Raw genomic sequence first — 22,262 nt, forward strand, 5'->3', positions numbered from 1 at the left:
ACTTAATTAAATTTTAAATTATTTTTTTTCACTTCTTTACTTGAACTTTTATTAGCATTAGCTGTAAACTTGTTTCGGGGAAAGGGCTGGCATCATGTGGGTACAATTCTTGAAGTTCTTCAAGAGTACCAACCTGAGTGACTGAAAGAAGATAGTGACCAAGTGCTTCTATAGAGCGAGGCAGTGGGTCATTTGATTTTGTTTTGTCGACAAGAATTCCAGCGATTTCTTCGCTCGCGCATTCATCAAGGAATAGACGTGCTTTGACGAATGCCATTGGACACGTAATACCCCTAAGGTCGATAAACTGATCAAGAGATGATGACATAAGAAAACTACTGAATTAATGCTGTCCGGTAAATTTTATGCCTGACCTGCAATAAATCAAGCGTATTCTCCATGTTATCCGAAAATGCTATTTAACTGGAACAAGAAAACGATGGAAGACAAGCAAGTTAACAGAGATGAAGTATTGGCTCTTACTGTGGATATAGTCTCATCTCATGTTGCCAACAACTCGGTTGCCGTAGGTGAACTACCCAACCTGATCGAGCAAGTCTTCAACACACTTATGCAATTGCATATCGGCAACACCGTACACAAAGAGACCTTAGAGCCAGCCGTTCCAATTAAAAAGTCAATTACGCCTGATTACGTAATATGCCTCGAAGATGGCAAAAAACTTAAAATGTTAAAACGGCACCTCAAGACCCGTTATGGCTTAACTCCGGAAGAATATAGAGAACGATGGGGCTTACCGATGGACTATCCTATGGTTGCACCAAATTATGCCAATCAGCGCCGTATGCTTGCGCAAAAAATTGGCCTCGGTCGCGGCAAGGCAAAATAGTTTCCCAGCTTAACATCATCATTTCTTCTATTTCTTAACAACCGTCACGAGGCTTGCCCTTGTAAACGGCTTGTGGCATATCTTGCGCAACAATCAGGTATCAGCGAAATAGTACAGGATATAAACATGCCTAATAGCTCACAGGACATCGAAGCATTATGCCTTGAAAAAGGAATGCGCATGACTGACCAAAGGCGGGTTATTGCACGCGTATTAAGCGACGCAACCGATCACCCTGATGTGGATGAAGTTTACCGCCGCTCTACAGCAATCGATTCTGGCATTAGTATAGCAACTGTATATCGCACCGTAAGACTGTTTGAAGAAGCAGGCATTTTAGAGCGCCATGATTTCAGAGATGGTCGTTCTCGCTATGAACCTGTCAGCGATGAGCATCATGACCATCTGATCAATATAGAAACTGGTGAAGTTTTAGAATTTCATAACGATGAAATCGAAAAACTGCAGGAAGAGATCGCACGCAAACTTGGCTTTAAACTGATCGATCACCGGATGGAACTCTACGGTGTACCACTGGACGAAACTGAATAGGTTTGCTGAGAAGCCTTCATGAGCGTAGAGTATGCAGGATTAAAATCTACTGTTTCCACTGAGGGATGGAGCCTGAGGGGCATCGTCAGAACCTCATTGCTAATAGCAATGTCTATACCTGTTCTCAGTTTACAATTTTTATTGGTTCGTTTCTCAAAAAAACATTGGTGGTCGCTAGCCGGGTTTTGGCACAGAACTGCCTGTCGGATCATTGGTCTTAAAGTTCATGAGATCGGTCAGGCACCTCATGGCCAATCCACGCTTTATGTTGCCAATCATATATCATGGGTAGACATTCTTGTGCTCGGCGGCATTCTGAAGAACTCTAGTTTTGTTGCTAAATCTGAAATTGCCGGATGGGGTATGATTGGAAGCGTTTGCGCACTGCAGAAAACGCTTTTCATCAATCGCACAAGACGTAGCGACAGCCTGAAACAACGTGACGAGCTTACTGACCGAATAAAAGATGGTAACAGTCTTATTTTATTTCCAGAAGGCACCTCAACAAACGGAATGCAAGTGGCCCCCTTTAAATCTGCACTTTTCTCTGTCGCAGAAATGGCAAATCATGGCCTCGATGAAAGCCTATGCATTCAGCCCATCACACTTTCCTATACCGAAGTCAATGGCATGCCTTTGGTGCGTTCACAGAAACCGTGGGTAGCCTGGATCGGTGATATGGAATTACTGCTTCATTTAAAGCAATTCCTCGGAAGAGCACGTATTGTTGCAACAGTCGAATATCACGCGCCGATATCGCTTGAGCAGGTAGGATCACGCAAGAACGCAGCTCTGACCAGCGAGCAATTGATCCGAGAAGGCTTAGAACGTGCCCACCGTGCAGAATACAATATGGGCAAACGTAAACATGGCCCAGAGAAGATATCTGGGAAGACACCCGACTAAAGGTCAAAACCAACCAATAATATTATAGGACGATTGCCAAAGCAGGAAGCTGGGGCAATTAGGTCGATTTATTCTAGCGATTTCCAATCAAATAGCGTATGAAGCCCTCCAAAATAGTCTAATTTCACAAATATACGCTGATATAATTCAGAGTTGATTGTTTAAGGAGTGTGGCCTTGACGAAAAAATTATTTATCAAGACCTATGGATGTCAAATGAATGTATATGACTCAAAACGTATGGCCGACGTTTTGAAACCGCATGGATACACTCTTTCGGAAACTCCTGACGAAGCAAACCTTGTTGTATTAAATACGTGTCACATTCGTGAAAAAGCAGCCGAAAAAGTATATTCCGAGATTGGACGTTTGCGCCAAATCAAAGACGCCAAAGCCGAAGGCGGCGAAGACATGTATATTGCTGTTGCAGGTTGCGTAGCACAAGCGGAAGGCCCAGAAATGATGCGCCGTGCACCAGCTATCGATCTAGTCCTTGGTCCGCAGACATATCACCGCTTACCGGATATGCTCAAATCAGCTGAAGAGCAAAGGCGCTCTGGTCGTAGATCCTCTAGGGTTTTAGACACAGAGTTTCCTGTTGAGACAAAATTTGATCACCTTCCTCAAGATAGTGATTATGAAGGCCCTGCTGCATTCCTGACCGTGCAGGAAGGTTGTGATAAATTTTGCACATTTTGTGTGGTCCCTTATACTCGCGGCGCTGAGTACAGCCGACCAGTTCAAGATATCATCGATGAAGCCAAGCTTTTAATCCAAAAAGGCGTGTTAGAGATCACGTTATTAGGTCAAAATGTAAATGCCTACCACGGTGACTTAGAAAACGGTAAAACGGCATCACTGGGCGAACTTATTAAAAGGCTTGCTGATCTCGACGGTTTGGAACGCATTCGCTACACAACCTCGCACCCCCGAGATATGGATGCAGAGTTAATTGCGGCCCACCGCGACATACCAGAATGTATGCCGTACTTGCACCTGCCGGTTCAAAGTGGCTCAGATAAAATCCTGGATGCAATGAACCGCAAACACACTGCTGAACGCTATTTTGAAATCATCGATGAACTTCGCACTGGGCGACCAGATATTGCTCTTTCTTCAGATTTTATTGTTGGCTTCCCTGGTGAAACCGATGAGGACTTTGAAGCAACAATGGAATTGGTTCGCAGAGTGAATTATGCGCAAGCCTACAGCTTCAAATACAGCCCACGGCCAGGCACACCTGCGTCAGTATTGGAAACTCAGGTTGAAGAGCATGTAAAATCAGAGCGTTTAACCGCACTTCAGGCATTGCTTGGTGAACAGCAAATAGCCTTCAACAAAACATCTGTTGGCAAAACAATGGATGTTTTGCTTGAGCGTATCGGCAAAGAAGAGGGCCAACTCGTTGGTCGTAGCCCTTATCTGCAAGCCGTTCATGTTGATGTAACAAACACCGTGCAAGATCACAGTACAGATAATATTGCGAGCAACATGATGAACAAACTGGCTAAGGTTGAAATTGTTGAGGCTGGGCCAAGAAGTTTGAAAGGCGTATTAGCGGAACAATAATTGCGAGCTATCGAGGCATGTGTTAAGCTCGTGATAGCTGATAATCATTCATTCGCTTACCGGAGAAAGCTGCTACTTGAATATGTATGCTAAAGAGCGCCCTAAGCGGGACAAGAAAAACCCTTCAAATCATAACCGTAAGGTCGTTGAGTTTGATGACAACCGCATTGCAGCCATCGTTTTTGGTGAACATGACAGGAATTTAGCAAGAATAGAGCAGCGTATTGGTGTTGTCCTGATCAATAGGGGCAACCGTATTGCTATTGAAGCAAATAATGATCGCGCACATTTGGCAGAGTCTATTCTTCATGAATTGTATGATCGTGCCAAATTAGGAGAGACGATCGATACAGGCCTGGTCGATGGTGCAATCAGAATGGCCGAGGGTATCCCCATCAATAAAGAACATGAAACACCGTCATCAAATCGAGGCACTCCAACACCCTCAGATTCTTCGCTTTCCAAAGATATGAAAATCACAACCCGCAACCGTGTGATCATGCCGCGATCACCTGGGCAGGCAGATTATATCTCCAAACTTTCAAAGACTGAGATGGTCTTTGGTGTGGGCCCCGCAGGAACCGGAAAAACCTATCTCGCTGTAGCAATGGCTGTCGCAAGAATGCTCGCAGGCGAAATTGACCGCATTATTTTATCACGCCCTGCTGTAGAGGCAGGCGAAAACCTGGGTTTCTTACCCGGAGATTTAAAAGACAAGGTTGACCCCTATCTTCGGCCTTTATATGACGCCCTCTATGACATGATGCCTGCCGAGCAAGTTGAAAAACGCCTAGCAAGCAATCAAATTGAAATCGCGCCTCTTGCGTACATGCGGGGAAGGACACTCGCGAATGCATTCGTTATTCTCGACGAAGCTCAGAACACGACCCCAATGCAAATGAAAATGTTTTTGACACGATTTGGTGAAAACAGTCGCATGGTGATATGCGGCGACCCAAGTCAAGTTGATTTACCTCGTGGCACCAAATCCGGCCTGACACATGCACTTGATTTATTGAGCAATGTGAAAGGCATAGCGGTCACTCGGTTTCAAAACCAAGATGTTGTCAGACATCCGCTTGTTGGCCGAATTGTTGATGCTTACGGCGATGATGACGGTCGAGGTTAAAGGCCAAATTCATGGACGAAGTAGGCGCATCTCATCATCCAGTGTCGGATACCGTTGAAAATACGACGCTTTCCCTTGGAAACATAGATATTGACGTAGAAATACACAGCAACAAAGACTGTAATATCCCTGGCTGGGACCCTATCAACTTGTGGCTACATACACTTGAAGATGCAATCCAGGCGACCTTTAAGTATGAGTTCTCGCTAGAAGAATTAAGTCTGTTGCCCAGCTGCGAACTATCTATTGTTCTTAGTCACAATGACACTGTTCGCCAATATAATTGTGATTACAGGGGTAAAGACAAAGCGACAAATATATTGTCTTTTCCAGGTTTGGATGATGATGACCTGGAACTCTTGTTAAATTCCAGGGATAATGATGTATCCCAACCCATGCCCCCTTTCATGCTTGGTGATTTAATCCTTGCCTATGAAACTTTGGAAACAGAAGCGTTGGAGCAAAAAAAGTCACTTACTGATCATTTTACACATCTTGTGACCCATGGTTTATTGCATTTGCTTGGATATGACCATATCAATGATGATGATGCAGAGATCATGGAAAACAGAGAACGACAAATCCTCTCAAGTTTAAATATACGCGACCCTTATTTGGATAATAATGCCGAGATGAACCGTGGCGGACACTAAAAACAGATCTGAAAATTCAGGCTTTTTTGCTTCTATCAAACGATCTTTAAGCGGAAGAACAACTGAAACCAGCCTTCGTGAGAGTCTTGAGGAAGCCATCGAGGAACACGAGGAAGAAACACGTGCACCCGCGCTTGGGATTGAAGAGCGGACCATGCTTTTTAATATCCTCGAATACGGGGAACTGCGTGTTAACGATGTTATGGTTCCGCGTGCAGATATTACGGCCGTTGACCAGGATAGTGACTTCTCCAATTTATTAAAAGTTTTCTCGGATGCTGCCCATTCACGCATGCCTGTTTACCGTGAGACACTGGATGATGTTATTGGAATGGTTCATGTGAAAGACATGCTTAAAGCCATTGCAGACGGCGCCAATAGTGACAGTTTTCGTATCAAAGCAATCCAACGACCTGTTTTGTTTGTTCCCCCATCGATGAAAGTTATCGATTTACTCGCCAAAATGAGGGCAAGTAGAACACATATGGCGATCGTAGTTGATGAATACGGTGGTACTGATGGGCTGGTTACCGTGGAAGACATGGTTGAAGAGATCGTAGGCGAAATCGAAGACGAACACGATACCGAGCAAGACCCGGAAATCACTACTAGCCCAGATGGTTATTATGACGCTGATGCCAGAGCAGAAATTGAGTTGGTAGAAGAAACCTTAGGTGCAAGTCTTCTATCGGACGATATCGATGAAGATATAAATACGCTCGGTGGTTTGGTTTTCTCGTCTGCGGGCCATATCCCGGAAATCGGCGAGATTATCCATCACAGTTCAGGGCATAGTTTTGAAGTTCTGGATGCAGACCCGCGCCGAATTCACAAAATAAGAATTTATAGCAGCGCATTAGACGCTGAAACACAATAATACCGAAATACAAAAATTATAAAAAGACAGCGCAACTTATGAAAAATGCATCTTCGCCCCCCTTAGCCACTTATGCAGACACGCTCTTTATCTGGATTGAAAAAAAGGGCGCAATCGCATACTGGCTATTCGCTTTCCTGTTGGGTACGTTAATTTCAAGGGTATTTGCGCCAACTGATTTTTTCCCTCTTTTATTGATCATCGTGCCCCTATGGTTGATTGCAATTGAGCGCGCACCATCGGGTAAACAGGCCTTTAACTTTGGTTGGTGGTCTGGCTTTGGGTTACTATCTGTTGGTTTAAACTGGATTGGTTATTCATTCACACAGCAGGATGCCGTCCCTGTTGTTATTGCCCCTTTTGCGATCATGGCGCTTTCCGGTTTACTCTCGATATATATTGGCCTTGCTTTCTGGCTTACTTGGCTGACAAAAGTTCGATTGATACCAAGGATATTTGTTTTTGCAGCGATCTGGACATTGCTAGAGATTGCCCGGGGTTTCTTATTCACAGGTTTCCCTTGGCATGTGATTGGTTCAATGTGGGCAAACTGGTTACCGGTGGCACAATCAGCCAGTTTTATCACTGTTTATGGGTTGTCACTTTTAAGCATGACCGTTGCTGGTTCACTTGTATGTTTACTGGTTAGGAGAAATTCGCTGGGCTTTGTTATTCCAGCTATCACAGTTGGGGGGTTCGTCGTTGTTGCGGGCCTTGGCTATCTTCGCTTAGACAACGTACAAACAGAGTATCACACGAATGTCTCGCTTAGACTTGTACAAGCAAACATAAAACAGCGTGAAAAGTGGATTTCCTATTTAATAGAAAATCATTTCGACAAACATATGTCTTTATCACGGGGATCATCAACCGAAGGCAAAGCCGATGGTGTAAAACTCTTAATATGGCCTGAGACATCCGTGCAACGACAAACATTCGACAGGGAAGGCTCAATCCCGCGTTGGCGATTATCTCGCCTGTTAGAGCGCGGATCTTATGCTTTGGTGGGTGCTCCCAGATATTCAGCCAATGAAAATTCCTATGACTTTTACAACAGCTTGTTTGCCGTTAACTACAAAGGCGACATTCATGCGCGATATGACAAAAAGCATCTGGTGCCTTTCGGAGAATATTTACCGTTTGAAGGGATTTTAAACGCGCTTGGGTTATCACAGTTAACAGGTGGCTCAGCCTTCAAGAGCGGTGACCAGAATGCAACAATTGCATTACCGGGGGTTCCGGCTTTTTCACCGCTGATCTGTTACGAAATCATTTTCCCCGGCGGCGTTGTCAATAATGGGAGCACAGAAAAACGACCAGAATGGCTTTTAAACATTACAAATGACGGTTGGTTTGGTTTAACCGAAGGTCCGCATCAGCACCTTGCGCTTGCCCGCTTTCGGGCAATCGAAGAAGGATTACCTTTGGTTAGAAATGCAGGGGGCGGAATAAGCGCTGTTATTGATCCCTATGGCCGCACGATCAGCCAACTTGAGATCAATAGACAAGGTATTCTCGATAGCGTCCTTCCACGCGCGATCAAAGCGCCCATGATTTCCGTACTCAGTAAAATAATGCTGATAATCATGTTGTCCTTATTAACCATAATAATCGCCGCCTATATCAATAAGCGGCGACAATAGAATTAATATTTTGGAATTATCAGACTTTAGTCTGGCCGGTTAATAGGTTTACAAAGCGCTATCGCGTCTTTGTTGATCAATAATAATTCCTGACTTAACAACTCAAGCGGCAGGAATCTGCGTTCACAGTTCAACATATCAGAGACACGTTCACCTTCTCCGAGGAAAACACACCCTTCAATATTAGAACCGTCGGACATAATAATTGAAACCTCAACCCGAACCTTGTGAACGAGTAGACTATTTTGATTTGAGCTTTTATCGGCTGTCATCGGTAAAGCTCCTTAATATTATCGCCAAGGCCTGCCTCAACAAACCGTTTCTCATTATGAAGCCTCGTGGCCTTACGCACATAGTCACCCTCAATCTGATCGGCAGTTGGATTATCATTATAGTCAAAACTATATAAGGTCTGAGAGGTTACAATAGTGCCTTCCATCCCCACCAATTCTTCAATGGCGATCACTTTTCTGGAACCATCGCGTAAACGCTTAACCTGAACAATGACATCAACAGCATCAAGTATTTGGCGCCGAAGAGCCGCAATTGGAAACTGTGACCCAGACGCCTGAAGCAAATTTTCCATACGCGTTATCGCGTCGCGCGGACTGTTTGAGTGGATAGTACACATACCCCCGTCATGCCCCGTATTGAACGCTTGAAGCATTTCCGCGCATTCGTCACCACGAACCTCGCCGAGAATAATACGATCCGGGCGCATACGCAGTGAGTTGATCAAAAGATCACGAATGGTAATTGCGCCCTGCCCTTCAAGGTTTGCAGGCCGTGTTTCCAAAGGCAGTACATGGGGTTGCTTTAACTGAAGCTCAGCAGCATCCTCAATTGTAACGATGCGCTCACCAGGATGAATGAACTGCGAAAGGGCGTTCAACATCGTTGTTTTACCTGAACCCGTTCCGCCAGAAATCACAATATTCATTCTTGCGAGTGTGGCGATCTTTAGGAAGCGAGCCATTTCCGCCGATAATGATCCTCTGTCAACCAAATCATCAAGTTGCATACGGTCCTGACGAAACTTCCGAATTGAGATTGCCGTTCCCTTGAGCGAGAGTGGCGGTAGGATAACATTCACACGGCTGCCATCAGGTAATCTGGCATCCGCGATCGGTGAAGTAACATTTACATTCCTGCCCACCTTATTACAGATACGCGTCGCAATTTCCTGTACATGCTCATTATTGCGGAAGGTCAAATCTGACTGTTGAAGCTTGCCGCCTTTTTCGACAAAAATCTGTTTTGGTCCGTTTACCAGAATATCACTAACCGCTTCGTCTGCCAGCAACCTCTCCAGCGGCCCAAAACCAACCATCTCATCTAAAATAAGCGGCGTAAGTTCGTTAAATTCATCCTGATTTAGCGTTAGCTTAAGTGCGCCGATGACATCATGAATTACGGGTTCCAATTCCCTTTGTAATTCATCGCGTTCCAAAAGTGACGCCGGCTCCACATCAATACGGCTTAATAAAATCGGCAAAATCTGGTCTTTGACTTTAAATAACCAATCTTGCTTATCTTTCTCTGAAAGAGTACTGGCGAGAACACGTTTTTGCGGCTTCGACTTATCGCTCCCCTCAGTTATTTGCTCAGGACCGCCTTCATTAATATCATCCAAAATTGCCTGATCATCGATATATTTTGCCGGCGATGATTGAGCAAGCGCGCTTGCGATCAAACCTGAAGGTTTACGCCCAAACGTCCCAAATGCTTTTTTCTTGGCCATAGTATTCCTAAAAAATATTTTAAAATGTACCGAAAAAATACATTTCAAATATTAGCTTAGGGTTAACAGGCCGGAAATCTTGCAATAATCCATATGCCAGCAGCTGTATATAAATTGAGGTTATTTCTCAAATAGACTGATTGCCGAAAAACAAATTATAGGCTACCAGTTGCGCCTATGATGAAGAAACCGCATAAAGACACTGAATATCTACGCCCTGAACAGCGCTTCTTTGGGCGGCGAAAGGGTCCAACCTTATCCAATCGGCAAACCGATTTGATTAATGGTCTTTTGCCCAAGATAACAATCGAAGCTCAAAAACAAAAAACACCCCATACACCACTGAATACTCGGGCTCTTTTTGATGAATGTGATGATATATGGTTGGAAATCGGCTTTGGCAAAGGTGAACATATTGCCTGGCAGGCTGAAAACAATCCATCTGTTGGCCTTATTGGATGTGAACCCTATATGAATGGAGTTGCAAGCCTCCTTGACAAGGTTGAAGCGAACAATCTTATGAATGTTCGTGTCTATAGTGATGATGCGAGGCATATTCTATGGCATCTTCCGGATGCTTCCGTATCCAAAGTGTTTCTCATCCACCCGGATCCGTGGCCCAAAAAAAGACATGCTCGCCGAAGATTCGTAAATCCTGACAATCTCGACGATATTTCTCGTATTTTGAAACCCGGCGGTGAATTTCGCATTGGCACAGACCATCCTATCTACCGCGAATGGACAATGATTCAGATGGCGAATCGGAATGATTTTATCTGGACCGCAGAAAATCCAGTTGACTGGCAGAAACGGCCTGATGATTGGCCAGAAACACGCTATGAAGTAAAAGCGATGGAAGGAAAAGCCACGTATTTTATCTTTAAAAAGTGTTGATAAGCCGCCCTGATCTTACTTTTTAAGTATATTTACCACATTCCTGAGCTTCATAATGCAAAATACACATTTGTGGCTTGCAGCATAGCGTTCATACCTGTATATAGGAGCCGCTTCTCCCAGAGTGTTGTGACTTATTCGGGAGTGGGTCGAGGCCCACTTTGCGATAATCCGTACCTGAAATATATTGAAGCAAAAAATGAAAGGACCTGGATTGAGCGATCCTGCTGACAATATTGCAGCTTTAATTGAACCCACAGTAGAAGCTTTGGGCTACGAACTCATTCGTGTAACATACGGAGGAGGCCGTAAGCCAACATTACAAATCATGGCCGAAAAGCCTGATGGTACGATGGGTGTTGATGATTGCGCAAAACTATCAAGAGAAGTTTCTGCCTTGATGGATGTGGAAGACCCACTCCCTGATGAGTATCTTCTCGAGGTCAGCTCTCCGGGAATAGATCGGCCTTTGACACGGCCGAAAGACTTTAAGCGTTGGGTTGGTTTTGACGCCAAAATAGAATTAAAAACTCAGATAGAAGGACGGCGCCGTTTTCGGGGGCGTATTGTTTCCTATGATAATGACCTCTTGGATATCTATACTGAAGAAGGTCACATCTCACTAGAGTTTGACGAAATCAACAAAGCTAAACTTTTATTAACCGACGAATTACTAGACGCTGTGCAAAAGCAGCGTAAAATGGAGCAGGCAGATAATTAAGTCTGCCGGTTGAATGAAACTGGTTTGTAGGGTATGTGACCCTCAAAGCAACTGGAGTGAATGTAATGACACCTGCTGTCAGTGCAAATAGACTGGAACTACTGCAAATCGCTGATGCAGTCGCACGCGAAAAATCGATCGATAAAGTCATCGTTCTTGAAGCAATGGAAGAAGCGATCCAAAAAGCTGCTCGATCCAAATATGGTATCGAGAACGAAATTCGTGCGCAGATTGACAAAAACACTGGCGATATTCGCTTGTTCCGCGTTCTAGAAGTTGTTGAAGAAGTGGAAAACCCAGCTGTACAAATCAGTGTAGAGGACGCGAAAGATAGCAAACCTGACGCTGCGCCCGGTGACTATCTGGCCTCTTCATTACCTCCAATGGATTTTGGTCGTATTGCTGCCCAGACTGCCAAGCAAGTTATTGTTCAAAAAGTCCGCGATGCAGAACGTCAACGCCAATATGACGAATATAAAGACCGCGTTGGTGAAGTTGTAACAGGCATGGTCAAGCGTGTAGAATATGGTAACGTGATTATCGATCTTGGTCGTGCAGAAGCGATCATGCGCCGTGATCAAGTCATCCCGCGTGAACATATCCGTCAGAACGAACGTATTCGCGGCTTCATTTATGAAGTACGTCGTGAAAACCGTGGCCCACAGATTTTCATCTCCAGAACTCGCCCAGAATTTATGGGGTCTCTCTTCTCTCAAGAGGTTCCGGAAATTTACGACAACATCATTGAACTACGCTCTATTGCTCGTGATCCGGGTAGCCGTGCCAAAATTGCGGTTATTTCTAATGACCCATCAATTGATCCGGTTGGTGCGTGTGTTGGTATGCGTGGTAGCCGGGTACAAGCGGTTGTTAACGAACTACAAGGCGAGAAAATCGATATTATCCCTTGGTCACCTGACGTAGCAAGCTTCATTGTCAACGCATTGCAGCCAGCCGAGGTTGCTAAAGTAGTTATGGACGAAGAACGTTCTCGCGTTGAAGTCGTTGTTCCTGACGATCAATTGTCACTCGCAATTGGCCGCCGTGGTCAAAACGTGCGCCTTGCAAGCCAGTTAACAGGCTGGACAATTGATATCATGACAGAAGCTGAAGAAAGCGAACGTCGCCAAGAAGAGTTTATGGCACAAAGCCAACGCTTTATCGAAGCGCTTGATGTTGACGATACGCTTGCTCATCTTCTTGTGGCTGAAGGATTTACCGAGGTAGAAGAAATTGGATATGTCGAACCTGAAGAGCTTTTAGGTGTTGAAGGTTTCGATGACGACCTAGTTGCTGAATTACAGCGACGCGCACGCGATTTCCTGGAAGCCGAGGCAAGTGCAGCAGAAGCCAAACGTATTGAACTTGGTGTTCAGGATGACCTGGCGGACATGGAAGGCTTAACACCGCAAATGTTGGTAGCACTCGGTGAAGACGAGATTAAGACACTTGAAGATTTCGCTGGTTGCGCAGCTGATGAGCTTACCAGCAAAGAAGATGGTATTCTTCGCAAATTCTCGATTCTTGAAGAAGAGGCAAGTGACATGATTATGTCTGCGCGCGTTGCTCTTGGTTGGATTACCGCTGAGGAACTTATGCCTGCTGCCGAAGAAACCGATGAAACTGAAGAAGACGGTGTTGCAGCCGAAGAAGAAACAACTTAGTTCGCAAAGAATAACCGCTGAGGAGCTTAACGGGTAAACACCGTCAAAATTGAATATGTCCGAAACCAATAACAAGAATGAAACAGATCTGGTGAACGACGCATTCAAAGACGACAAGCGATCAAATGATCGCACCTGTATCATTAGCGGGGCGACAGGTTCAAAAGAGACTTTAATTCGCCTGGTCCTTGGGCCAGACGAAACGTTGGTTCCGGATTTGGCAAATAAGCTGCCAGGAAGGGGCTTATGGATTAGCGCTAATCGAGCTATATTAGACGACAATATAGCTTCGGGTAAGTTTACGAAGGCCGTATCGCGGTCTTTGAAGGCATCATATAAACAAGATGCCGGTGATTTACCGTCGTTGATTGAGCGATTATTAACCAGACGCTGCCTCGATCGGTTGGGTTTGGAACAACGGGCTGGCAACATAGTGACCGGCTTTGATAAAATCAAAGCGGAGACTGTTGGCAAGTCAGCAAGAGATATTATTGGATACATCACCGCAAGCGACAGTAGCGATGATGGTCGAAATAAAATGAGCGCAGCAATGCCGGCAGAAGCGATCATGTCATCGCTTTTCAGCAGGGAGCAGCTTAGTCAAGCGCTTGGAAAAGATAATGTAGTGCATGTCGCTGTTTTTAACAGTGGCGGCGCTAAGATATTAAGAGCTGAACTTGATCGCCTAAAACGCTATCGGGGTATACCTGAATAGCCGCTGGGTTAAAGGAACGAAGAGTAGCATGAGCGACGATAAAAAACTCACACTGTCTGGACGCACAACACTTGGTGTTGGAAAAGGCGTTGAAACTGGCCAAGTTCGCCAGAACTTTAGCCATGGCCGAAGCAAAGCAGTAGTCGTTGAACGTAAGAAAAAGCGTATATTGACCAAAGGCGGCGCGGCAGCAGGTTCAACTCCGGCAGAAACAAAGCCGGTTGCTCCTAAGCAGACAAAGAGTTTCACGCCTAAAAAACCAGCATCTCCTTCAGGTACGACGCTAACCGACGCTGAAATGGAAAAGCGTGCCAAGGTACTCGGCGAAGCGAAAATTCGCGCTGAGGCTGAAGCCAAAGAAAAAGCTGCGCTAGAGGCAAAACGCGCTAAAGAAGAAGCAGAACGTAAGATGCGTGAAGCAGCAGAAGCAGCCGCCCGCAGCGAAGAAGATAACGCACGTGCAAAAGCGGAAGCAGACGCAAAGAAAAAAGCGGAAGCAGCAGCAAAGCAAAAAGCCGAAGCCGAAGCCGAAAAACGCTTGGCAGAGCAAAAAGCTGCAAAAGAAAAAGCGGAAGCCGAAGCTAAGAAAAAAGCTGATCTTGAAGCCCGGGCTGTGCAACTTAGAAAAGCAAGCGAGGCACGCCAAGCCTCTGGCGGCGGCGATGCTCAACGTGAAGAACGCAAAGGTAAGCCAAAGCGCGCGAAAGACCGCAAAAACCAAAATAATAACGAGCAACAAAACCGCCGTGGTCGCGGCGGCGATGATCGCCGCAAGGGTGGCCGTTTGAGTATATCGAATGTCGGCGGCGAAGAGCGTCAGCGCTCCTTGGCATCCTACAAACGAATGCAAGCAAAGAAAATGGGGCTCGCTGGCAACGCAGGACCGTCCCAGCCAAAACAGTCGCGCGAAATTACAGTCCCTGAAGCAATCAGCGTTCAGGATTTGGCAAACCGTATGGCCGAAAAGGCAACAAGTGTTCTCAAAACATTAATGAAACTTGGTGTTATCGCAACCATCAATGAAACATTGGACCAAGATACTGCCGAGTTGGTTATCGAAGAATTTGGCCACACTGCAAAACGTGTTAGCGAAGCGGATGTTGAGATCGGCCTTGTCGGTGAAGATGACCGCGAAGAAGATCTAAGCCCGCGCGCTCCAATCGTTACAGTCATGGGGCACGTTGATCATGGTAAAACATCACTTCTTGATGCCCTCAGGAAGGCAAATGTTGTTTCTGGTGAAGCTGGCGGTATTACCCAGCATATCGGTGCGTATCAGGTGGCGATTGATAAAGATAATAAAATTACCTTCCTTGATACACCGGGCCACGCTGCCTTCACGCAAATGCGTGCACGCGGTGCGAGCGTAACAGACATCGTAGTCCTTGTTGTCGCTGGTGATGACGGCGTTATGCCACAAACGATCGAAGCGATTAACCACGCCAAAGCGGCAGGAGTGCCATTGATTGTTGCAATCAACAAAATGGACCGCGAAGGGGCTAACCCTGACCGTGTTCGTCAGGAACTATTACAGCATGAAGTCGTTGTTGAAACATTCCAGGGCGACACACAAGAAGTAGAAGTTTCTGCTATTACAGGAATGGGCTTGGACAAACTTAAGGAAGCCCTCGGTCTACAAGCTGAAATTCTCGAGCTGAAAGCAAATCCAGACCGTGCTGCAGAAGGTGTTGTTGTCGAAGCGAAACTCGATAAAGGCCGCGGCCCTGTTGCAACTGTTCTTGTCCAACGCGGAACGCTTAAAATTGGTGATATTTTTGTTGCAGGCGCTGAATGGGGTAAGGTTCGCGCGCTCATCAATGACAAGGGTGCGCAAGTTAAAGAAGCCGGACCAAGTGTCCCTGTTGAGGTTCTTGGTCTTAATGGTACGCCGGGTGCTGGTGATGACTTTGCTGTTGTCGAGAATGAGGCGCGTGCCCGCGAGGTCACTGCCTACCGTCAGGACCAGGCGCTTAAGAAACGCCAGGCTGCGATGGCTGCACCAAAAACACTCGAGTCTATCTTCTCCAAAATCAAGGATGATGAAGGCACACAGTATTTTGACGTTGTCCTGAAAGGCGATGTTCAAGGCTCAGTAGAGGCTATTACACAGGCCCTACAAAAAGCTGGTAACGATGATATCCAGTGCCGGGTTATTCACGGTGCAGTTGGTGGTATTACGGAAACTGATATTGCACTCGCACAGGCATCCAATGCGCTCATCATGGGCTTTAACGTTCGACCTAGCCGCCAAGCCCGCGAAGCTGCTGAAACTGAGGGTGTAACGATCAAATACTACTCGATCATTTACGACCTCATCGACGAGGTAAAAGCAGCAATGATTGGTCAACTTGGACCAGAGTTCAAAGAAAATGTTATCGGTCAAGCGGATATCAAAGAAGCCTTCACAGCAGGCAAGGCTGGTAAAGCAGCTGGTTGTTTTGTAATCGAAGGATCAATCCGCCGCGATTGTAAGGCTCGTATCCTGCGCGATGATGTCATTATTTACGAAGGCGAGATTAATAACCTCCGTCGCTTCAAAGATGACGTAAATGAAGTTCGCTCTGGTCAGGATTGTGGTATGACATTTGAAAATTATCACGACTTCCGTGCTGGTGATGTTGTTGAAGTATACGAATTACTGGAAGTTGAACGCAAACTATAACGCGTTTAACATCCGTATCCATTAAGAATAAGGCTATAACGCTATGGGAAAATCTGATCATACTGGATCAGGCGGTCCGAGCCTGCGATTACTTCGAGTTGGCGAAAACATTCGCCATGCCATATCCACAGTTTTAATGCGCGGTGATGTACAAGACCAGGATTTGAACGGTGTCTCTGTATCTGTATCTGAAGTTCGCGTTAGCCCCGACCTCAGAAATGCTACAGTTTTTGTTATGCCCTTGGGCGGCGACCCGGACACCAAAATTACCAAGGCGCTTAACCGTAATAGCCCTCATATCCGCGGATTGATGAGCAAAATGGTCCACATGAAATATATGCCACGCCTTAAATTTCTGTTGGATGAGAGTTTTGACGAAGCAAGTCACATTGAAACGTTGCTACGTGACCCACGCGTTAGCCGCGATCTCGATCACAGCGATGATGGCACGCCATCAGAAGAAGAATAGCCCTCCATTATGGCTCGAAAACGTAAAGGCGATAAGGTTGATGGCTGGCTGGTTATTGATAAACCACTAGGCATCTCAAGCGCCAAAGTTGTCGCAGCGATTAAACATGCTACAAAAGCTCAAAAGGTAGGGCACGGGGGAACGCTCGACCCACTTGCAAGCGGCATATTGCCTATAGGGCTCGGCGAAGCAACAAAAACTATGCCCTATATTGTTGATGCTACCAAAAGCTATGAATTTACTGTTAAGTGGGGAACAGAGACCGATTCGCTCGATAGTGAAGGGGCAGTCATTCGTGAAAACGGCGATATTCCAGCATTAAATACAATTGAAGACACGCTCCAACAGTTTGTTGGTACAATTCAACAAACACCCCCGGCCTATAGTGCTATAAAAATAGATGGTAAGCGCGCCTATGCACTCGCACGCGAAGGTAAAGACGTCCAGCTAAAGCCAAGACCCATTGAAATTCAATCACTTACCATTATAAATAACAGCATAGAAACAAATGAGACCACCTTCAAGGTTCAATGCGGAAAAGGTACATATGTGCGCTCACTCGCGCGCGATATAGCCTACAAACTTGGCACTTATGGCTACATCACCGTGCTACGCCGGACAAAAGTAGGACCCTTTACCCTCGATCATGCGATTTCACTGGAAAAACTAAACGACTTAAGCCATAGTGCGCGCGCTGTGGAATATGTACTTCCAATAACGACAGCGCTGGACGACATCCCGGCGGTTGCCGTTACGGAAAAGGATGCAGAAGACATCAAATATGGTCGCTCCATCCACCTTGCCACAGCCAAGCAGGGCACGATAGTGCTAACAGTGAATGACATGCCTCTTGCGATGGCCCATTCCGAAGACGGGCAAGTTCGCCCCCTGCGGGTCTTCAATATGTAACTTAATAGGAGAAGACGATGTCGATTACTGCTGAAGAAAAGCAAAACGTAATTAGCGAATACGCAACAAAAGAAGGCGACACTGGTTCACCAGAAGTCCAAGTTGCCATTCTTTCAAAACGGATCGCAAACCTTACTGAACACTTCAAAGAGCACAAGAAAGATAATCACTCTCGTCGTGGTCTTTTGAAACTTGTTAACCAGCGCCGCAGTCTGCTGGATTATCTGAAGCGCAAGGACGTATCACGTTACCAAACGTTGATTAGTCGCCTTGGCCTCAGAAAATAAAAAACTGATAGTAAGGCCGGTCCGTGTGATCGGCCTTACTTTTTGGGGAACATATTCATAACACTGTAATATCCATGACAGCATTATGATGTATGTTTTGCCTAGTTCTAAACTGAACGCCCGATCATTAAGATGTTAGTTTTCGGGATTATTTGAAAGCGGGGCATGCCCATAGGGGGCCATGTCAGAGCTATGTTGGTAAAGAAAATTGAGAACTAACTAGCTCACGAAAGGTATTAAATGTTCGATATACATAAAAAAGAAATAGAATGGGGCGGTCGTACGCTCACTTTGGAAACAGGCCACATTGCAAGACAAGCTGATGGCGCTGTAATGGCAACATACGGCGACACAACTGTTTTATGTACAGTTGTTGGCGCACGCTCAGTGAAGCCTGGCCAAGACTTTTTCCCATTGACTGTAAACTATACAGAAAAATATTACGCAGCAGGTAAGATTCCAGGTGGTTTCTTCAAACGTGAAGGCCGCCCAAGCGAAAAAGAAACACTAATCTCACGCTTGATTGACCGTCCAATCCGCCCTCTTTTTCCAGACGGGTTTAAGAACGAAGTTCAAGTCATTTGTACAGTTGTAAGCCATGATCTTGAAAACGATGCTGACATCGTTGCAATGATCGGTGCGTCAGCAGCCCTTACACTTTCAGGCATTCCTTTCTTAGGGCCGATTGGGGCTGCCAAAGTGGGTTACAAAGACGGTGAATATATCCTAAACCCGACTATTGAGCAAATTGCTGAAAGCGATCTTGAGCTTTCTGTTGCTGGTACACACGATGCCGTTCTTATGGTGGAATCAGAAGCGAAAGAGCTTTCTGAAGACGTGATGCTCGGTGCTGTGATGTTCGGCCATGATGAAATGCAGGCTGTCATCAACGCAATCATTGACCTTGCGGAAGTTGCAGCGAAAGATCCATGGGAACTTCCAGAAGGCCCAGACTTCAGTGCTACAAAAGCAAAAATCGCTGATATCGCCGAGGCTGACCTTCGCGATGCATATGCTATTACAGTCAAGCAAGATCGCTCAAACCGTATTGCGGAAGTGAAAGAAAAAGTTTTCGCTGAGCTAGAGAGCGATATTGAAGAAAACGACGATCTAAGCACTACAGTTGTTGGTGACCTTATCAAGAAACTTGAGAGCGCAATCGTTCGCGGAAATATTCTTTCCACAAGCAAGCGTATCGATGGCCGTAGCCTTGATCAGGTTCGTCCGATCGTTTCAGAGGTTGGTTCACTGCCACGTTCGCACGGCTCTTCGCTTTTCACCCGCGGTGAAACGCAAGCGCTTGTTGTTGCAACGCTTGGTACAGCTGAAGACGAGCAAATCATCGATAATTTGGAAGGCAGCTACCGTTCCAACTTTATGCTGCATTATAATTTCCCACCGTTTTCAGTGGGTGAATGCGGACGTGTTGGCTTTACAGGTCGCCGCGAAATCGGCCACGGCAAGCTTGCATGGCGCGCTGTGAACGCTGTTCTACCAACGAAAGATGATTTCCCATATACAGTTCGACTTGTATCAGAAATCACCGAATCAAACGGTTCGTCATCAATGGCTACAGTATGTGGTTCATCGCTCGCCATGATGGATGCTGGTGTTCCGATCAGCCGCCCGGTTTCAGGCATTGCAATGGGTCTTATCAAGGAAGGCGACGATTTCGCTGTTCTTTCTGATATCCTCGGTGACGAAGACCACCTCGGCGATATGGACTTTAAAGTTGCTGGTACATCAGAGGGTATCACTGCCCTTCAAATGGACATTAAGATCACTGGTATTACCCGTGAGATTATGCAAACTGCCCTTGCGCAAGCAGGTGGTGGTCGCGCGCACATTCTGGACGAAATGAACAAAGCGCTTACAGGTGCGCGCACCGAATTGTCTGCTCATGCACCGCGCATCGAAAGCTTTAAAATTCCATCTGACAAAATCCGTGAAGTTATCGGAACGGGCGGTAAAGTTATCCGTGAAATCGTTGAGAAAACGGGTGCTAAAGTTAATATCGACGATGATGGCACTATCAATATTGCGTCAAGCGATGGCGCTCAAATCGAGGCTGCTAAAGACTGGATCATGGGCATTGTTGCAGAACCAGAAGTTGGTGTGATCTACAAAGGTAAAGTCGTTCGTATCATGGACTTTGGTGCCTTTGTGAACTTCATGGGATCACGTGATGGCCTTGTGCATATTTCAGAGCTTGTTGAAGAGCGCGTCGAAAAAGTTACCGATGTGGTCAAGGAAGGCGATGAAGTTTACGTCAAATGCCTGGAAATCGACGGCCGTGGTAAGGTTCGCCTTTCTATGCGCGTTGTTGATCAGGAAACTGGCGAAGAAGATCCAGAAGCACGCCCACCGAAGGCTGGCCCTTCTGGCGGCGGTAAAGGTAAAGGCAAACCTCGCGATTAAGCAAATTTGTGCACGAAGGCTGATTCATTCAGCCTTCGTTCAAATTCAGTATAATACTGAATTAATAATATACTAAACTGATACGGTGTAATATCGTACCAGGATAATTATATAGTAATATAATTTGATAAATTTCTATAAGCGCAACGCTAGCTTAAACTGTGCGGGAGATCTTAATGAGTTTCAGTTTAAACTCTATCAAGCTTGGCGGTAAAGACGTTTTACCCCTTATTGAAGGCGGTAAAGGTGTCGCTATTTCTACAGGCGCATCATCAGGGCCTTGGGCAGCTGCTGGTGGCGTTGGTACGATATCGGCTGTAATTGCTGATAGCTATGATGCACACGGCAATATCATTGAGCATGAATATAACGGACGTACACGCCGTGATCGCCATGAAGAAATGATTGATTATTCCATCAAAGGTACAATTGATCAGGTTCGCAAAGCTTGGGAAATCTCACGCGGTGAAGGCCTTATCAACATCAATATGCTTTGGGAACTTGGTGGCGCACAAAAGATTCTGCACGAAGTTCTGGCAAAGACAAAGGACATGGTCCACGGCGTCACATGCGGCGCTGGCATGCCATACAAGCTAGCTGAACTGGCACAAAAATACGGCGTTCACTATTATCCGATCGTTTCATCTGGTCGCGCCTTCAACGCTCTCTGGCGTCGGGCCTATAAAAATACCGCTGAACTTTTGGGCGGCGTTGTTTATGAAGACCCATGGTTAGCTGGAGGCCACAATGGCCTCTCAAACGCTGAAGATCCAAATAAACCAGGTGATCCATACCCACGCGTGCTTGAGCTTCGCAATATCATGCGTAAACTCGGGCTTGATCATGTGCCAATCATAATGGCAGGAGGCGTATGGAACTTGAAGGAATGGAAAGACTGGATCGATAACAAGGAACTTGGCCCGATTGTTTTCCAGTTCGGAACACGCCCACTTGTTACAAAAGAAAGCCCGATTTCCGAGAAATGGAAACAAAAGCTACTGAACCTTAAAAAAGGTGACGTGTTACTACAAAACTTTAGCCCAACTGGGTTTTTCTCTAGTGCTGTGAAAAACAGCTTTTTGGGTGAATTGTTAAATCGTTCAGAGCGTCAGGTTGACTTTAGAAATCAGCAAGACGAAGAGTTTAATACCGAAGTAACGCTTGAACGTAAGAAATATTTTGTTCGCGGCGAAGCCGTAGCCCGCATTCAGGAATGGGTAAAAACGGGCTTTGAAAAAGCGATGAAGACCCCGGATGATACGCTGATCTTTGTTGGCGCAGAGAAAAACGCAGAGATCAGAAAAGATCAAGCAGACTGTGTAGGCTGCCTAAGTCAATGTCGTTTCTCAAGTTGGGCAGACAATGAGAAAAATTCTACAGGTCGCCTTGCTGACCCTAGAAGTTTCTGTATCCAGAAAACACTCGATGATGTAGCGCACGATGGTAGCGTTAACGAGAATCTATTGTTTGCAGGGCATAACGCATTCCGTTTCGGAAGCGATCCATTTTATTCAAATGGTTTTGTACCAACAGTAAAACAACTGGTCGAGCGTATCGCATCTGGTGATTAAGCAAACTAATATCACGCAATAAAAAGAGCCCCA

General features: G+C 45.8%; 21 protein-coding genes. 18 read left to right on the forward strand and 3 right to left on the reverse strand.

Features of this window, described 5'->3' with window-relative positions; all coding sequences use genetic code 11:
- Positions 1 to 28: 28 nt before the first annotated feature.
- Positions 29 to 328, reverse strand: a complete 300-nt coding sequence (locus tag KFF44_RS15025; protein ID WP_255935646.1) for a sulfurtransferase TusA family protein — start codon at positions 326 to 328, stop codon at positions 29 to 31.
- An 84-nt stretch (positions 329 to 412) separates the two neighbouring features.
- Between KFF44_RS15025 and KFF44_RS15030 the strand changes: the two genes are divergently transcribed.
- From KFF44_RS15030 to lnt, 8 genes are all read left to right on the forward strand, one after another.
- Positions 413 to 850 (forward strand): MucR family transcriptional regulator, encoded by a 438-nt coding sequence (locus tag KFF44_RS15030; RefSeq protein ID WP_255935648.1) that lies wholly within the window; start codon positions 413 to 415, stop codon positions 848 to 850.
- Positions 851 to 976: 126 nt separating this feature from the next.
- Complete coding sequence (locus tag KFF44_RS15035; RefSeq protein WP_255935650.1) at positions 977 to 1,402, forward strand: Fur family transcriptional regulator; 426 nt, start codon at positions 977 to 979, stop codon at positions 1,400 to 1,402.
- Between the two features lie 18 nt (positions 1,403 to 1,420).
- Positions 1,421 to 2,308, forward strand: coding sequence for a 1-acyl-sn-glycerol-3-phosphate acyltransferase (locus KFF44_RS15040; RefSeq protein WP_255935652.1), 888 nt, complete (start codon positions 1,421 to 1,423; stop codon positions 2,306 to 2,308).
- A gap of 176 nt (positions 2,309 to 2,484) precedes the next feature.
- A complete protein-coding gene (gene miaB, locus KFF44_RS15045; RefSeq protein WP_370691119.1) occupies positions 2,485 to 3,876 on the forward strand; it encodes a tRNA (N6-isopentenyl adenosine(37)-C2)-methylthiotransferase MiaB in 1,392 nt (463 codons plus the stop codon).
- Between the two features lie 82 nt (positions 3,877 to 3,958).
- Positions 3,959 to 5,005: a PhoH family protein gene (locus KFF44_RS15050; protein WP_255938850.1), complete on the forward strand. Its 1,047-nt coding sequence runs from the start codon at positions 3,959 to 3,961 to the stop codon at positions 5,003 to 5,005.
- An 11-nt stretch (positions 5,006 to 5,016) separates the two neighbouring features.
- Positions 5,017 to 5,658, forward strand: coding sequence for an rRNA maturation RNase YbeY (ybeY, locus tag KFF44_RS15055; protein ID WP_255935678.1), 642 nt, complete (start codon positions 5,017 to 5,019; stop codon positions 5,656 to 5,658).
- Positions 5,645 to 6,535 carry a hemolysin family protein gene (locus KFF44_RS15060; RefSeq protein WP_255935680.1) on the forward strand — a complete coding sequence of 297 codons (891 nt, stop codon included), beginning with the start codon at positions 5,645 to 5,647 and terminating at the stop codon, positions 6,533 to 6,535. Before ybeY ends, KFF44_RS15060 begins: the two co-directional genes overlap by 14 nt.
- 38 nt (positions 6,536 to 6,573) lie before the next feature.
- On the forward strand, positions 6,574 to 8,178 hold the full coding sequence (lnt, locus tag KFF44_RS15065; protein ID WP_255935682.1) for an apolipoprotein N-acyltransferase: 1,605 nt from the start codon (positions 6,574 to 6,576) through the stop codon (positions 8,176 to 8,178).
- A gap of 26 nt (positions 8,179 to 8,204) precedes the next feature.
- On the opposite strand, the gene KFF44_RS15070 is transcribed toward lnt, so the two are convergent.
- Both KFF44_RS15070 and KFF44_RS15075 read right to left on the reverse strand, forming a co-directional pair.
- Positions 8,205 to 8,450, reverse strand: a complete 246-nt coding sequence (locus KFF44_RS15070) for a hypothetical protein (protein WP_255935685.1) — start codon at positions 8,448 to 8,450, stop codon at positions 8,205 to 8,207.
- Entirely contained in the window at positions 8,447 to 9,919 is a 1,473-nt protein-coding gene (locus KFF44_RS15075; protein WP_255935687.1) for a CpaF family protein, read from the reverse strand. The genes KFF44_RS15070 and KFF44_RS15075 overlap by 4 nt, the downstream gene beginning before the upstream one ends.
- A gap of 177 nt (positions 9,920 to 10,096) precedes the next feature.
- On the opposite strand from KFF44_RS15075, the gene trmB reads away from it, so the two are divergent.
- The 10 genes from trmB (at position 10,097) to KFF44_RS15125 (ending at position 22,229) form a co-directional block, all read left to right on the forward strand.
- Positions 10,097 to 10,813: a tRNA (guanosine(46)-N7)-methyltransferase TrmB gene (trmB, locus tag KFF44_RS15080; protein ID WP_255935688.1), complete on the forward strand. Its 717-nt coding sequence runs from the start codon at positions 10,097 to 10,099 to the stop codon at positions 10,811 to 10,813.
- Positions 10,814 to 11,012: 199 nt separating this feature from the next.
- Positions 11,013 to 11,534, forward strand: a complete 522-nt coding sequence (rimP, locus tag KFF44_RS15085) for a ribosome maturation factor RimP (RefSeq protein ID WP_255935690.1) — start codon at positions 11,013 to 11,015, stop codon at positions 11,532 to 11,534.
- Between the two features lie 65 nt (positions 11,535 to 11,599).
- A complete protein-coding gene (gene nusA, locus KFF44_RS15090; protein WP_255935692.1) occupies positions 11,600 to 13,198 on the forward strand; it encodes a transcription termination factor NusA in 1,599 nt (532 codons plus the stop codon).
- A gap of 55 nt (positions 13,199 to 13,253) precedes the next feature.
- Positions 13,254 to 13,913 (forward strand): DUF448 domain-containing protein, encoded by a 660-nt coding sequence (locus KFF44_RS15095; protein ID WP_255935694.1) that lies wholly within the window; start codon positions 13,254 to 13,256, stop codon positions 13,911 to 13,913.
- A gap of 28 nt (positions 13,914 to 13,941) precedes the next feature.
- Complete coding sequence (gene infB / locus KFF44_RS15100) at positions 13,942 to 16,575, forward strand: translation initiation factor IF-2 (RefSeq protein WP_255935696.1); 2,634 nt, start codon at positions 13,942 to 13,944, stop codon at positions 16,573 to 16,575.
- Between the two features lie 43 nt (positions 16,576 to 16,618).
- On the forward strand, positions 16,619 to 17,044 hold the full coding sequence (gene rbfA, locus KFF44_RS15105) for a 30S ribosome-binding factor RbfA (RefSeq protein WP_255935698.1): 426 nt from the start codon (positions 16,619 to 16,621) through the stop codon (positions 17,042 to 17,044).
- 9 nt (positions 17,045 to 17,053) lie between these two features.
- A complete protein-coding gene (truB, locus tag KFF44_RS15110) occupies positions 17,054 to 17,953 on the forward strand; it encodes a tRNA pseudouridine(55) synthase TruB (RefSeq protein WP_255935701.1) in 900 nt (299 codons plus the stop codon).
- 17 nt (positions 17,954 to 17,970) lie between these two features.
- Entirely contained in the window at positions 17,971 to 18,240 is a 270-nt protein-coding gene (rpsO, locus tag KFF44_RS15115) for a 30S ribosomal protein S15 (RefSeq protein WP_255935716.1), read from the forward strand.
- 240 nt (positions 18,241 to 18,480) lie between these two features.
- Positions 18,481 to 20,658, forward strand: a complete 2,178-nt coding sequence (pnp, locus tag KFF44_RS15120) for a polyribonucleotide nucleotidyltransferase (RefSeq protein WP_255935719.1) — start codon at positions 18,481 to 18,483, stop codon at positions 20,656 to 20,658.
- A 176-nt stretch (positions 20,659 to 20,834) separates the two neighbouring features.
- A complete protein-coding gene (locus tag KFF44_RS15125; protein WP_255935733.1) occupies positions 20,835 to 22,229 on the forward strand; it encodes a nitronate monooxygenase family protein in 1,395 nt (464 codons plus the stop codon).
- The last annotated feature ends 33 nt before the right edge of the window (positions 22,230 to 22,262 follow it).

Origin of the sequence: Kordiimonas sp. SCSIO 12610 (genome assembly GCF_024398015.1) — a bacterium.
Classification (GTDB): Bacteria; Pseudomonadota; Alphaproteobacteria; order Sphingomonadales; family Kordiimonadaceae; genus CANLMI01.